Consider the following 13,994-nt stretch of genomic DNA (forward strand, 5'->3'; position numbering starts at 1 on the left):
CCTCCTTTCAGCCCCTCCCGATTATTACGGGAGGGGCAAGGATTTTTCAGGGACAGTTTAGACGGCAAACAGGCCGGAAAGCAGAGGTACGAGGATCAGGCCGACCACAGCCACACCAGCGCCCGCCATGAGCTGCTTCATACCCTGGCTCTTTGCACCAGGGTTGTCGTTTCCGTAACCTTCCAGCAGGTTGATAACGCCCCATACGCCAAGACCAGCACCAAGGGCAATCACGAGGGTCTGCAACACATTGATCGCTTCATTGAAAAATTCCATAAATCATTGTTAGCCGGAATCGTTTTGATAAAGTTTCAGTCGTTCATAGGCATACAAAAGCCGGACAATCCGCCGCCCGGTTTCCGGGGGGTGATTCCGGCTGTCCTCCTTTTTTCATTGTTTTTTGGTGATTGTCCGCCTTGTACGCCAATGGCCCCAAAAGGGCAGTTGCGGCGAATAGATAAGACCACTCCTTTCATAGCGGAACAGATTTAAGCGCCCTGAGTATCTACTTCGTACACGTCGCAGACCTCATTGGGCTTGAGTTTCAGCCGGGTGGACAGGAACGCTTCAATGTCAAAAGTGTTCTTGTCGCTTGCGTCGGCTGTGTATTTGAAATTGGGGTGCTTGGTGATGTCGTACTTATCCGAAAGGAAAGGACGCACACCGCGCAGCTGGAGGATGCACTTGCCGCCGTCCATAACGGCAAGTTCGTCCTGGCTCATCAGCTCTTTCCCCAATTTTTGATAGTTGAACGAGTGGGAAGTTTCCCGCCCACGGCTCTCTCCGGTGTTGTAGGTGTCAATGGTTTCCTTGCCCAGCACGGCGGCCAACTCCTTGAGGGTAGTCGGCTCCTTGCCGCCCAGGAAAATGGAGGTATCCATATTGCCGATGATGGTATCGGCGTTGTCCTTGTAGATGGCTTTCAGCTGGCTTTGCGCCTGCAAGACCAGACAGGCGGAGATCTCACGGCTTCGGATGGTGGCCACCAGCTTTTCCAGTTTGGGAATCTGGCCGATGTTGGCGCACTCGTCGATAAGGCAGCGCACATGGACCGGCAGCCGCCCGCCGTACACATCGTCGGCTTTTTCGCAGAGCAGATTGAACAGCTGGGTGTAGCACATAGAAATCAGAAAGTTAAAGGAATCGTCCGTATCGCTCATAATGAGGAACAGGGCAGTTTTCCGATCTCCCAGAGTGTCCAGCTCCAGCTCATCGTAGGAAGTGACCTCCCGAAGCTCGGCAATATCGAACACGGCAAGGCGCGCACCGCAGGAAATCAGGATTGATTTTGCAGTTTTGCCAGCCGCCAGCTTGTATTTTTTATATTGGCGGACGGCAAAATGATTGGGCTTTTCCGCTTCCAGTGCGTCAAACATCAGGTCCACCGGATTCTTGAACTCCTCGTCGTCCTCCCGGACTTCCATCGCGTTGATGAACTCGATGAGAGTGGCAAAGTTTTGTTCTTCCACCGGGGCCTCGTAGTGGATATATCCGATGAGGGCGCAGTACAAAAGCGTTTCTGCCTTGACCCAGAAATCGTCCCCGGCTTTGCCTTCTCCCTTGGTGTTCGCTATTAAAGTCGTGACCAGCTTCAAAATATCTTTTTCGCTGTGCAGATAGGCAAAAGGATTATAGTGCATGGACTTCTTGAAGTTGATGGTATTGAGAACCTTAATTCGATACGGCTCATAGACCACTTTGCCGTTTTTGTCCTTTACGGTCTCATAAACCGGATTGCCATGCCGGTCCCTTATTGGCTGATGGTCCTTGCCCAGCTTGGGACGCATTTTCGGCGTACCGCGCTGGAGCATCTTGCCGCACTCCACCAAAATCGTACCTTTGGGGTCTGTCACCACATAGGAGCTGTGCATCTGCATCAGGTTGGGTTTCAGCCAAAACCGTGTTTTACCGGAACCGGAGCCGCCGATCACCAGCACATTTTTATTTCGCGCCGTCTTGGGGTCCTTGGGGCGGCTGTTCATGGTCAGGCTCTCGGTTTTCGTCAGAATCACATTGTTCTGGAAAACCGGGTCCACATAAGGGGCGATGTCCTCGTGTGTTCCCCAGCGGGCGGAACCATACTCCATGCCGTGGCGGTATTTCTTCGCATTTTTGCTTTTCAGATATACCGCCAGCCGCAGACCACCACCGCAGCAGATTCCCACCAACAGGTCCAACGGGTGCAGGCTGGGCCACCAGCTTGCCAGCGCCACCGGCAAGACAGAAATCAGGGAGAGCGCCTTTTGAGAAGCGTCCGCGCCCTGCGCCATCCGCCATGCTTCCCCGAAGTTGGTGGCAAACAAGCCCATCAGGATATAGGGCAGGTTCAAAATCAGGAGCTTTTTGATGTCAAGCTGCTTTTTCATCGTTCCAGCTCCTTTCGCCTGGTGCGGTCCACCACGGCATTTTTGACCAGCTCTTTGAACTGATTCAGCTTTGCCAGCACAGACGGACGTTCTGTTTTCTCTGCTTTTTTCACTTTTTTGCCGGTGTACTCGGTAAAAGCGGCGGTCAGCGCATCCGCATCCCGTGCCTTGAAAAAGATCAGGTACTTGGGCGGGGAGGTACTGCGGTCTTTTTTTACCGCATAATCCACACCGTATTTCCGGGCAATCTTTTCAAATTCCTTGATGGAAGGATCGGTGATTTCGATATTGGAAACGCCTTGGTTCTGACCAATGAGCTGCTTGACCGTCTGCTTACCCTGGGGCTTCACAGGCGCGTCCCGGCTTCTCTGCTTTTGCAGCTTCTTTTCCTTGCAGTGGGCAAGGTATTTACAAATGGCGGCCTTAAACAGCCGCCCGGTGAACTTTGTGCCGTTGACTACCAGCGTCAAAGTCCTGTTTTCCACTTCTTCCTGCATGGGGTAACGCCTCCTTCCTGTGAAAATTTGCAGGGGTGGTGCATTTTACTAAGGCGGGACCACCAGCCGCCGCAAAAGATACCGGGTAATCATATCATCAGCAGGATGCTGTCCCGCAGCTGGGCAAAATACAGCTTGCCCTGGGGCGTTACCAGCGTATAGGAGCCGGTATGCCCGTGGTTGCAGTAGTCCTTGACGGTGAACAGGCCATCATTGGCGGGCTTTGCATAAGGCAGTACATTCCCGGACGGGGCGCGGTACACAAACCGCTGTTCCAGCAGGAAGCGGACAAACCGGCGCTCCGGCACAACCAGTTCCTTGGCGGTGGTACGGAGATTGGTGCTGTGCTTGAGGTCAATGAACAGGTCATAAAAGGCTGCCTTGCCCTCCAGCATGGCGTTTTCCTCCCGCAGCGCCGCATTTTCCTCCCGTTCTGCCAGCAGGTCGGAACAGAGTTTCATCATGGCTTCCGGGGAAGTGGCAACCTCCCACAGCTTTTCTCTGGTGATGTAGGCCCCGTGCTTGCGGATAGAGGGCAGCACCTCATCAAACACCCAGCGTTCAAATCGTTCCGCAGAGGGCAGTTTGCTGTGAACGATCAAGCGGTATAGATTTCCTTCCGAAATAAACCGGGTTTGCTGGGTTCTGCCCACGTTGTCGATGAGTGGGTAAAACGCCCACCCATCGGAAGTACAGTGCGCTTTCAGTGCTTTAGCCGAATCTTTGTAACCGAGTGCGGCAGTAACATCCAAACCGCAGAACAGGTATTTGCCATTTTCTTCGATGACCCGAACAGAACCAAACTCCGGGTTTTTGAAAATTTCCATCTGGTTCATAGCGTAACCTCCTGTAAAAGTCGTTGTTGTGGGATGAAAAAAGACGGCCTTACCAGCCGCCTGCGTTCATATCATGATTAACCTGTGAAGTGTAGTGGTTGCTGATGGTGGTGGGTGCGTTAAACAGCACCGTCAGCAGGTACTGCTTCATGTTGCGGACCTCGGTGGTGTTTTTCTGCAAGCTGTCCATGACAAACCGGATATGTTCGCTGTCCAGCTTCAAAAAACGGGAGCGCACCACCTCATGGGGGAAGTCGCTGCCTGCAATCCGGGTGGTTTTGCGTCTGGCACAGACGGTTTCCACCATCAGCTCCACGATCTCGTCCAAATCCTCCCGATAGGTGGCAAACTCCCTGCACAGGTAGTCATACTCGATGTTCTCTAAAATCAAATCCCGATAACTTTCTATCTCGGAGACAGACATCGCATCCCTTCCTTTCCGTTCCGGCGGTCTTGCCGCCGTTTTCTCCCGGAAGGGAATGGAATCGGTACTTGATCCATGAGTAATTGATTTTTGAGTATTTGATTTCTCTATATTTAATTCTGCGGGCTTTTCCGTATCCGGTTTGTCCATATCCGGTTTTCCCGTATCTGGTGAAGCCGTATCCGGCTGTGGCGTATCCGGGTTCTTCGGCTGTGGCTGTTCGTAGATGACATACTCGGTATCACTGATCCGACCCTGCCTATCTCGTAGCTGATGACGGACAATGTACCCGGCAGTTTCCAGCTCCCGCAGCGCGCCGCCGATAGCGTCCACGCCCTCTTTGCAGATGGCGGCAAGCCCTCTGGTGGTATAGTTCCAGTCCTCCGGTAAGGACAGCATCATGGAAAGCAGCCCCTTGGCTTTCAGGGACAGTTTCCCGTTGCGTAAATGGTGATTGCTCATTACGGTATAATCTCTGGTTCGTTCAATGCGAAATACGGCCATTGACCTCACTCCTTCCAAATTTCTCAGGATATGAAAAAAGCCACAATCCTGTAAAAAGAATTGTGGCAGTCAGCTGTTTTGTTCACTTTTTCTGCGCCGGTAGGGGCGTTTGGGAATGGGCGGTTTATCCAACAGGTCATTTCCCTGAGAGAATGGCAGAGTTTGCAGAACACGGTCAATCTCCATAGATTCCATATCATGCTGGGAATGGCAATCCTCCCGGATTGCTTCCCGGATTTCCTTTACAGTACACATTTCAATCCTTTCCTTTCGCAGTAATGATTTGTTTATGAGTGGCGGCGGCGCTTGTCCGGCTTAAAATCGAGGATATGTCCCTCAATCACACGGGCATACCGCTTGATTTTGATTTCCCGATGCTGCTGGCTCAGGAGGGCAGCCTGATAGCCGTCCTCCGTAAGAAACAGCCGCGTTTCATCACCGGGACTGCCGTAGGCACAGGAACGCAGGACAGAAAACTCGATCATTCGGCGGGTGTTGTCCTGAAAACGCTCCACGGCAAGAATGTTGTGTCCTTTCAACTCACGGGCTGAAATATCCCTCATAGGCGCTCCTTTCTCAGCGTTCATGTTGCTGTTGGCGTTTTTTCTGCCACTGTTCCAACAGCTTGATAATGGTTTCCTGCATCCTTGCCGGAGTATAGCTCTTGGGAAAATACTTCCGCAGGGTGTCTGAGGTGAATGTCACCTTGTCCAGATCGCTTTTCTTTTCCTCGCCCATAATGGCCCGCATCACATCAATGGATAAATGCCCCTCTTGGCTGAATTTCTTGAGCCGCTGAGCCTGGGAGAGAGAAGGTGTGGCCTGTTCGCTGTCCATCGCGTCCAAAAGCTGCACCTGTTCCTCTTTTTTCAGGAACGACAGCTCATAGGCCGGATTAAAGGCGATTTTCTTTTCATCTACCATATCCAGCAGTTTGGGAATCAGCTCCGTTAGACGGATATATCGCTTAATCTGCGACTTGCTATCCGGGCTGTTCTCTGCGATTTTTTCTGCCGCAGTCAACTTCGGCCCAACTTGGGCCGAAGTTAAATCTGTTCTGGCTCCTTGGTGTTTTACAGCCTCCAGTTTCATCTTGTAGGCAAAAGCTCTTTCGCTGGGTAGCAGGCTTTCACGCTGCAAGTTGCTGTCCACCATGATGATGGTGGCAGCGTCATCGTCCAAATCCCGGACAATGACCGGCATGGTTTCTTTCTCAGCCAGTTCACTGGCTCTGTGCCGCCTGTGTCCGGCTACCAGTTCATAGCCGCCCTCCGGGTCAGGTCTTGCAATCGCCGGAACCAGCACACCATACTGTCGGATACTGTCCGCAGTTTCCATCATGGATTCATCATCCTTGACTTTGAACGGATGGTTCTTAAAAGGGTGCAGCTCAGACAGCGGGATTTCCAGCACCCGTTCCCGCTGTGCGTCGGCACGGCTTTCCTCGGTGGAAAACAGGTCATCTACCGATGCCAGCTCTACTTTTTTCGCGCTGCTTTTCAAGTTTCGTCACCTCCTGCGTCAGATTTTTGTACCCCTCGGCCACCTTGCCATTGGGGTCATGGGCAAAAATGCTCTTGCCCTCGGCGCTGATTTCCTTTGCCCGGACCGAATGGGGAATCTCGGTGGCGAACACCTTGATTTTGCTGCCGTAGGTCTCCCGCAGTAAGGCGGCGATCTCCTTGGCGAAGTTGGTGCGGTTGTCCACCATCGTCAGCAGGATGCCGTCAATCTGGAGCTTGGGGTTAATCTGCCTCTTTACCTTATTTACTGTTTGGAGCAGCTGTTCCAAACCCTTGGCGGGCAGATATTCCGCCTGGACGGGGATTATGACTCTGTTGGCGGCTGCCAGGGCATTGACCGTAAGCATCCCCAGGGAGGGCTGGCAATCAATCAGGATATGGGAATACTGTCCCTTTACGGTGTCCAGATACTGCCGCAGGATGGTCTCACGGCTCATGGCATTTACCAGGGAAACCTCCATGCCGGAAAGCTGGATGTCCGCAGGCATCAGGTCAACGCCTTCCGGGTGGTGCAGGATGCCCTCGCCGGGTTTGAGTGGTTCATCCATCAGAATACGGCCCATAGCGTCAGACAGGGTAAAGGGCAGCTTGTCCGGTTGGGGATGACCCAGGCTGATGGTCAGGCTGCCTTGCGGGTCCCCATCAATCAGCAGCACTTTCTTTCCAGCCTGTGCCAATCCAATCCCCAGGTTGGCACAGGTCGTTGTCTTACCAACGCCGCCTTTCTGGTTGGCGATGGTGATAATTTGTGTGTTCACTTTGCAATCACCTCGTTTCTGGAATAAAAAAAGGGAGAATGTGACATAAATCAACATTCTCCCTGAGAAACGATATGCGATTGTATTGCTGCTTGTCTTATTTGTGTTCAGCTTTTGGGGAGCCATCCCGCCGCAAACCCGCATGAATACTGGATTTCTGCTTGTTTGTCTTTCCCTTTCCCGAATAACCTCTGTTCAACGAGTATTACGCCAGAGACACCAGCCGTAAAATCCGTTCCACTTTCCAGTCCAAAGGCAAGTCCGGCAAGCACCTCACAGGCACGGTTATTTACGGCTATCTCTGGAACGAAGCAAGAGACCAATGGTTGGTTGACCCCGAAGCCGCAGAGGTGGTCAAGCGCATCTTTGCCATGACGATTGAGGGCTACGGTCCGTATCAGATCGCCAGCAAACTGAAATCGGAAAAGGTGCTTATTCCGTCTGCTTACCTTGCCCAACACGGCGAGGGCGTGAACAAAAACAAGACTTTCAAAGATGTGTACGGCTGGGGTTCTTCCACCATCTGCAACATTCTTGAAAAGCGTGAATATCTGGGACACACCATCAATTTCAAGACCCGAAAGCACTTCAAGGACAAGAAAAGCCATTATGTCCCGGAGGACGAATGGACAATTTTCGAGAATACCCATGAGCCTATCATTGACCAGCAGACCTTTGACCTTGTGCAGAAAATCCGTGGGAATGTCAGACGCTACCCGGACGGCTGGGGCGAAGCAGCTCCCCTCACAGGCTTGCTTTATTGTGCCGATTGCGGCGGCAAGATGTATGTCCACCGTACCAACAACGGCAAGCGTATTTCTCAATATACCTGTTCCCAATACAGCAAAGTCCCAGTTGGAAAGCTCTGCACGACACAGCACCGTATCAATGAAGATGTGGTACTGTCCCTTGTCTCTGAAATGCTCAAAGCCATTGCCGAGTATGCGAAGCATGACCGAGCCGAGTTTGTCCGTGTGGTGCAGGAAGCGCAGTCCAGCCAGCAGACAGCAGAGGTTAAGAAACAGCGGATACGCCTTGCCACCGCAAAGCAGAGAGTGTCCGAGCTGGAAGTCCTGCTCTGTAAAATCTATGAGGACAACATTTTAGGAAAGCTGTCCGACAGCAGATACGCCACTCTGGACGCTCAATACGAAAAGGAACAGTCCGAGCTTACCGCCGAAATCTCTGCTCTGGAAAAGGCTGTCAAGAGCTATGAGAAGCACGAAAAGGACGCTGATCGTTTTATCGCTCTGATTGACAAGTACGAGAACTTCGACAAGCTGACCATTGCCATGCTCAACGAGTTTATCGAGAAAATCCTTGTGCATGAGCGTGACCGCAAAGGCAGTATACAGACCACACAGGAGGTCGAGATTTACTTCAATTTTGTTGGGCGATTCGTTCCCCCGGCGTTTGGAGAAGTGGAGCTGACCCCGGAAGAATTAGAGGAAATCCGCAAGCGTGAGGAACGCAAGGACAGGCTTCATCAGAACTACTTGAAGCGGAAAGCCAGCGGAGCGCAGAAGCGATACGAGGACAAAATCAAGGGGAGAAAAAAAGCAGAAATCGAAGCCAAGAAAGCCGCCATTCGTGCAGAGGACATTGCAAAGGGCGTGTTCGTCCCTGTCAGCAGTTTACCGCAGAGAGAGCCGCAGAAAGGAGCGCAGATAGCATGAATATCACTTACAGGCAGAACGGCGATTATCTTATCCCGAACATCATTATCCGCAAGACCAAGCCCATCGGACACTACGGCAGACTTCGCAAGGCGTATTTAGAAATGCACCGCCCGATACTGTTCAATGAACTGGTGCTATCCGACAAGCTCTTTGAACATTGCGCCGAGATTGAAGAAGCGGCACGAAACCGCATGGAGCTGATCGTGCGGTCACTGGCAGAGCAAAACGGCGTGACCGAGCAACTGAAAGCTGAAAACCAAATGGAATGGGTGCGGCAGATGAACGCTTGCAAGGCGCAGGCAGAGGAAGTTGTGAAAGCAGAGTTGATTTATAATTGAGCGAGGAAGTCCGGGCAGAAAACTGTTCGGACTTTTCTCATATAGTCCAAAGTTGCGGTAGAATTGTTCACAAGTTTTATGGTATAATTTGAATACGAAATTGAGCAACAAATCGGAATTTGAAAGGAGAAAACTCATGTATCCGTTAATATCTGTTTTTATTATAGTAGTTGGTGCGCTACTATTGGTTTTTGCAAATAAAATTATAAAAAATAACAAGGTTAATCGAATTGGCATTAAAGTGGTTGGCGGTATTCTAATTATAGTTGGTTTACTTCTGCTGTATTTTTTATTATCAGGAAAATTGACATTGCCATTATCTAAGTAAGTGAAATTCAAGTTTATTGGGAAGTCGCAGAGAACGAAAAATCGGAATTTTGCGGAGATGATAAGATGGTCAATATAACAGATGTAAAACAGATTCTTCAATTTGCAATAGATGCGGAGATTAAAGTCTTTCTTGATGGCGGCTGGGGTGTAGATGCTCTTCTTGGATATCAGTCAAGAGCCCATAACGATATTGATATTTTTGTAGAAAAGAAAGATTATCAGAACTTTATAGAGATGATGAAAGCTAATGACTTTTATGAGATTAAGATGGAATATACAACATTGAACCATACTGTATGGGAAGATGCGAAAAACAGAATTGTTGATTTGCATTGTTTTGAATATACGGGCGAAGGTGAAATTCTTTATGAGGGGGATTGTTTTCCGATAGAAACTTTTTCGGGCAAAGGAAAAATTGAGGAGATAGAGGTTTCCTGTATTGAACCATATAGTCAAGTAATGTTCCATCTGGGATACGAATTTGATGAGAATGATGTGCATGATGTGAAGTTATTGTGTGAGACATTTCATATCGAAATTCCAAATGAGTATAGATAACTACAAATTTCAGTTTGTCGCACTGATAAAATCCCTTTAGGAACTAAAGGGCGCACTTCTATACTCTCCTATCGGGAGTATCGTGCGTCCTGCGGAGCTTCATTCTCCGTCAGCAGAAGAAAACTGCTTGACCGAGAATGTTGCGTCACTTCGTTCCGTCAAGGTGGCTACACCCCCTTGCGCCGCTAAAGCGGCTATCCCTTGTGGACTTGCCGTCCGCAAACAGCATAAAATGCTGTTCGTCGCCAGCAAGTTTGAAAAACTGAATACCGAAAAACTGACCGTTGACTGGTCGCACTATGCGAAAAGTTGACGGTCTTTTTTTATCCCCAAAATCAAAAAAGGAGGTCAAGCACAATGACAAAACCGAAAACCCTTGAACAGCTCCGAGCCGAAAAGGAACGAGCTGAGACGCAGCTTGCACAGGAGAAGCACAAGCTCAACCGTCTTGAGAACAGAAAGAAATATCTGGAGAAAGGCGAAAGGCAGAAACGCACCCATCGTCTTTGCAATCTGGGCGGCACGATTGAGAGCCTTGCCCCGGAGGTCAAAGATCTCACACGCACCGAAATGACAGAGCTGATGGAGTACATCTTTTCTCTGTCCGAAGTCCAGCGAGCCGTCCGTCACATGGCGATTACCCACATCAAGCAAGCAAACAGAGAAAAGGAGTTGAAAGCCAATGGCGCTATTTCATCTGAGTGTCACACAGACTAAGCGAAGCGCAGGACAGTCCGCTATTGCTTCTGCCGCCTACCGTGCCGGGGAGCGATTGTATAGCGAGTATTACGGAGAGTACAGCGACTACACCCGAAAGGGCGGCGTGATCTGCTCTGACATTCTCCTGCCGTCCCATGCACCGCCCGAATACGCAGACCGCCAGACGCTATGGAACGCCGTGGAAAAAGCCGAGCGTGGAAAGAACGCCCAGCTTGCATACAGCTTTGACATTGCCTTGCAGAATGAATTTTCCCTTGAGGAAAACATCGCTCTTGCAAGGCAATTTTTGTTGGAGAACTTTGTGAGCCGTGGCATGGTGGTTGACTTCGCCGTACACCAGCCAGACCGTGAGGACGGCGGCATACCAAACCCGCATTTTCATGTGCTTTGCCCTATCCGCCCCATCGAGCAGGACGGCAAATGGGGGCTAAAGCAACGCCGGGTGTATGAGCTGGACGAGGACGGCAACCGTATCCGAGACCAGAACGGCGAGTTTGTTTTCAACGCCGTTCCCACTACCGACTGGGGCAGTCCCGAAACGCTGGAATACTGGCGGCAGACATGGGCGGAGCTATGCAATGCCAAGTTTGCGGAAAAGGAGCTTGACGTTCGTATCGACCACCGAAGCTATGAGCGTCAGGGCGTGGAGCTTCTTCCCACCGTTCATGAGGGCGCAACCGTCCGGGCAATGGAGAAGAAAGGCATACGCACCGAGAAGGGCGAGTTCAACCGCTGGATCAGAGCAACCAATGCCGTTATCCGTGACATCAAGAAGAAAATCACTCTCCTGTTTGATTGGATTGCCGAAGCAAAAGCGGAGCTTGCCAAGCCGCAGGCACCCGACCTTGTTTCTCTGCTGAACGCCTATTACACCAGCCGCAGAGCCGGGGCATATTCGCAGAAAGGCAAGGTCAGCAACCTAAAGGAGATGAACGAGACTTTCAATTATCTCCGGGCAAACGGCATTTACTCTCTTGAGGATTTGGAACGCCGTGTCAGCGAACACAGTGCTGCCACAGAGAGCTTGAAGAAAACGCTGGACGAACAGACCGCTCGAATGAAAGCGATTAAGCGGCTCTATGACAGCTCTGCTGCTTTCCAGAGCTTGAAGCCTGTCTATGACGGCTTGCAGAAAATCAAGTTTGAGAAGCCCAGAGCCAAGTACAAGGCAGAGCATGAAACGGAACTGAAACAGTTCTACGCCGCCAGACGAAAGCTGATCGGGGAGTTCCCGGACGGCAAGGTGGATATGAAAAAACTGTCCGACGAGTATGACGAGCTGGAACAGGCGCACGAAACCACCTATGGCGAGTTTAAGGCTGTCAGAGACGATTTACACCGCCTTTGGAAGGTCAAGTCATGTGTAGATACTGCCGCCCGATTTAACGAGCGCACAGAGGAACAAAAGCTCCAAAATCGACCCCAAACACGACACAAAAAGGAGGAACTATCACGATGAATTACACCCAAGCGCAGATTGACCGGGCAAACACCGTCAGTTTGGAAGAATTTCTCCGCACACAGGGAGAGACGCTTATCAAAAGCGGACGGGAATACCGCTGGAAAGAACATGACAGCCTGACCGTCCGGGGAAACAAGTGGTTTCGCCATAGCCAGAGCAAGGGCGGCTATCCCATTGATTTTGTCATGGAGTTTTACGGCAAGTCCTTTCCCGAAGCCGTCCAGATGTTGACAGGCGAAAACGGCGAGGGACAGACCGAAGCCACCACAGCACCGCACACAGCGTTCCACTTGCCCTTGCACAACCGAACAGCCGACAGAGCAATTCAATATCTTTGCGAAAGCCGAGGTCTCAACAAAACGCTTGTTGAGGCTTTTCTTCTTTCCGGGGATATTTACGAGGACGCAAAGCGGCACAATGTTGTGTTTGTCGGCAGAGACCGAAACGGCACACCGAGATACGCCCATGTGCGAGGAACGGCAGACACATTCAGACAGGATATTACCGGGTCTGACAAGTCCTATCCGTTCCGCTATGAGGGAAACGGCAACCAGCTTTTTGTTTTTGAAGCGCCGATTGACCTTTTGTCCTTTATCTGCCTTTATCCGCAGGATTGGCAGACAAGAAATTATCTTGCCCTGGGCGGCGTTTCGGGCAAAGCCCTTGACCGTTTTCTTTCTGAACGCAAGGACACCCGAAAAGTGTTCCTCTGCCTTGACAGCGACACCGCAGGAAGTGAAGCCTGCACCCGGCTGGCACAGGACATTCCCGGCGAGATCGCCGTCATTCGCCTTGTCCCGGCAAGAAAAGACTGGAACGATGTTCTCCGTCAGCAAGGGGACATTCCCAGCCGCAAATTCATAGCCGAGACAATCACGCTGCGAGAGCTGCCCACCGCCCAGCCTGTCCCCATGCTCCGTATGGCAGATGTGGAGCTGACGAGCGTGGATTGGCTATGGTTTCCGTATATCCCCTTTGGAAAGCTGACGATCATACAGGGCAATCCCGGCGAGGGCAAGACCTACTTTGCCATGCGTCTTGCGGCGGCTTGCACCAACCGAAAGCCCTTGCCCGGTATGGAAACCCTTGAGCCGTTCAACATCATCTATCAAACCGCCGAGGACGGTCTGGGCGATACCGTCAAGCCCAGACTGATGGAAGCGAACGCAGACCTTGAACGAGTGCTTGTCATTGATGACAGGGACGCACCTCTGACCCTTGCCGATGAGCGCATAGCAAGGGCAATCCGTGAGAACAACGCAAGGCTTGTTATCATTGACCCGGTACAGGCGTTTCTGGGCGCAGATGTGGACATGAACAGAGCAAACGAGGTGCGCCCGATATTCCGCAGTCTGGGAGACATTGCACAGGCTACCGGGTGCGCTATCGTGCTGATCGGACACCTCAACAAAGCCGCAGGAACGCAAATCACCTACCGGGGATTAGGGTCTATCGACATTACGGCGGCAGTCCGCAGTCTGCTCTTTATCGGCAAGCTGAAGGACAGCCCCACAACGAGGGTGCTGATCCATGAGAAAAGCTCCCTTGCGCCGCCCGGACAGTCCCTTGCCTTTTCTCTGGGAGATGAGAAAGGTTTTGAGTGGATAGGGGCTTATGACATTACCGCTGACGAGCTTCTTGCCGGGACAGACACCGCCAAGACCGAGAGCAAGACCGCACAGGCGCAAATGCTCATTCTGGAACTGCTTGCGGACGGAAAGCGTATGCCGAGCGCAGAGTTGGAAAAGGCAGTCAATGAGCGTGGGATTTCTTCACGCACCATGAGAACGGCGAAGAGCCGTATCGGGGACAGACTTGTGACCGAGAAAGATGGCACAGCATGGGTCTGCTATCTCCGAGACTGACAACAGGAACACGGCAAGCGTGGCAAAGACGGCAAGGGTTTTATAGATACCTTAATGTTGCCGCCTTGCCTTGTTCCCTCATACTGACACCGCTCGATGATGAACAGTCACCGGGCATTTTTCATTTACAGGAG

Annotated in this window: 15 protein-coding genes and 1 pseudogene; 8 read left to right on the forward strand and 8 right to left on the reverse strand. The window is 51.4% G+C overall.

Annotated features, from left to right (window positions below; genetic code table 11):
• Positions 1 to 57: 57 nt before the first annotated feature.
• The 8 genes from B5D52_RS03880 to B5D52_RS03925 form a co-directional block, all read right to left on the reverse strand.
• On the reverse strand, positions 58 to 276 hold the full coding sequence (locus tag B5D52_RS03880; protein ID WP_002578868.1) for a Maff2 family mobile element protein: 219 nt from the start codon (positions 274 to 276) through the stop codon (positions 58 to 60).
• Positions 277 to 488: 212 nt separating this feature from the next.
• Positions 489 to 2,366: a VirD4-like conjugal transfer protein, CD1115 family gene (locus B5D52_RS03890; protein WP_002586534.1), complete on the reverse strand. Its 1,878-nt coding sequence runs from the start codon at positions 2,364 to 2,366 to the stop codon at positions 489 to 491.
• A complete protein-coding gene (locus B5D52_RS03895) occupies positions 2,363 to 2,863 on the reverse strand; it encodes a PcfB family protein (RefSeq protein WP_002586533.1) in 501 nt (166 codons plus the stop codon). The genes B5D52_RS03890 and B5D52_RS03895 overlap by 4 nt, the downstream gene beginning before the upstream one ends.
• Positions 2,864 to 2,952: 89 nt before the next feature.
• On the reverse strand, positions 2,953 to 3,699 hold the full coding sequence (locus B5D52_RS03900; protein ID WP_002586532.1) for a BRO family protein: 747 nt from the start codon (positions 3,697 to 3,699) through the stop codon (positions 2,953 to 2,955).
• Between the two features lie 49 nt (positions 3,700 to 3,748).
• Complete coding sequence (locus tag B5D52_RS03905; RefSeq protein ID WP_002586531.1) at positions 3,749 to 4,627, reverse strand: DUF6017 domain-containing protein; 879 nt, start codon at positions 4,625 to 4,627, stop codon at positions 3,749 to 3,751.
• Positions 4,628 to 4,914: 287 nt separating this feature from the next.
• On the reverse strand, positions 4,915 to 5,190 hold the full coding sequence (locus tag B5D52_RS03915) for a DUF5720 family protein (RefSeq protein WP_016147253.1): 276 nt from the start codon (positions 5,188 to 5,190) through the stop codon (positions 4,915 to 4,917).
• 13 nt (positions 5,191 to 5,203) lie between these two features.
• Positions 5,204 to 6,130 carry a ParB/RepB/Spo0J family partition protein gene (locus tag B5D52_RS03920; RefSeq protein ID WP_002586529.1) on the reverse strand — a complete coding sequence of 309 codons (927 nt, stop codon included), beginning with the start codon at positions 6,128 to 6,130 and terminating at the stop codon, positions 5,204 to 5,206.
• On the reverse strand, positions 6,087 to 6,908 hold the full coding sequence (locus B5D52_RS03925; RefSeq protein WP_016147252.1) for a ParA family protein: 822 nt from the start codon (positions 6,906 to 6,908) through the stop codon (positions 6,087 to 6,089). Before B5D52_RS03925 ends, B5D52_RS03920 begins: the two co-directional genes overlap by 44 nt.
• Positions 6,909 to 7,099: 191 nt before the next feature.
• Here B5D52_RS03925 and B5D52_RS03930 point away from each other — a divergent pair.
• From B5D52_RS03930 to B5D52_RS03960, 8 genes and pseudogenes are all read left to right on the forward strand, one after another.
• Positions 7,100 to 8,584: pseudogene (locus B5D52_RS03930) on the forward strand (DUF4368 domain-containing protein); the annotation flags it as partial.
• The gene (locus tag B5D52_RS03935; RefSeq protein WP_016147250.1) at positions 8,581 to 8,925 is read left to right on the forward strand and encodes a TnpV protein; all 345 of its coding nucleotides are present in this window, start codon (positions 8,581 to 8,583) and stop codon (positions 8,923 to 8,925) included. The pseudogene B5D52_RS03930 and the gene B5D52_RS03935, both read left to right, overlap by 4 nt.
• 136 nt (positions 8,926 to 9,061) lie before the next feature.
• Positions 9,062 to 9,253 carry a hypothetical protein gene (locus B5D52_RS15870; protein ID WP_016147249.1) on the forward strand — a complete coding sequence of 64 codons (192 nt, stop codon included), beginning with the start codon at positions 9,062 to 9,064 and terminating at the stop codon, positions 9,251 to 9,253.
• A 65-nt stretch (positions 9,254 to 9,318) separates the two neighbouring features.
• Entirely contained in the window at positions 9,319 to 9,813 is a 495-nt protein-coding gene (lnu(C), locus tag B5D52_RS03940; RefSeq protein WP_016147248.1) for a lincosamide nucleotidyltransferase Lnu(C), read from the forward strand.
• Positions 9,814 to 9,940: 127 nt separating this feature from the next.
• Positions 9,941 to 10,126: a hypothetical protein gene (locus tag B5D52_RS03945; RefSeq protein WP_040332513.1), complete on the forward strand. Its 186-nt coding sequence runs from the start codon at positions 9,941 to 9,943 to the stop codon at positions 10,124 to 10,126.
• A 44-nt stretch (positions 10,127 to 10,170) separates the two neighbouring features.
• Positions 10,171 to 10,530 (forward strand): DUF3847 domain-containing protein, encoded by a 360-nt coding sequence (locus B5D52_RS03950; RefSeq protein ID WP_016147247.1) that lies wholly within the window; start codon positions 10,171 to 10,173, stop codon positions 10,528 to 10,530.
• Positions 10,496 to 11,992, forward strand: coding sequence for a MobQ family relaxase (gene mobQ, locus B5D52_RS03955; RefSeq protein WP_016147246.1), 1,497 nt, complete (start codon positions 10,496 to 10,498; stop codon positions 11,990 to 11,992). Before B5D52_RS03950 ends, mobQ begins: the two co-directional genes overlap by 35 nt.
• The gene (locus B5D52_RS03960) at positions 11,989 to 13,860 is read left to right on the forward strand and encodes an AAA family ATPase (protein ID WP_016147245.1); all 1,872 of its coding nucleotides are present in this window, start codon (positions 11,989 to 11,991) and stop codon (positions 13,858 to 13,860) included. Before mobQ ends, B5D52_RS03960 begins: the two co-directional genes overlap by 4 nt.
• Positions 13,861 to 13,994: the final 134 nt, after the last annotated feature.

This window comes from Butyricicoccus pullicaecorum DSM 23266, from assembly GCF_900167005.1.
In the GTDB taxonomy this organism is placed as follows: Bacteria; Bacillota; Clostridia; order Oscillospirales; family Butyricicoccaceae; genus Butyricicoccus; species Butyricicoccus pullicaecorum.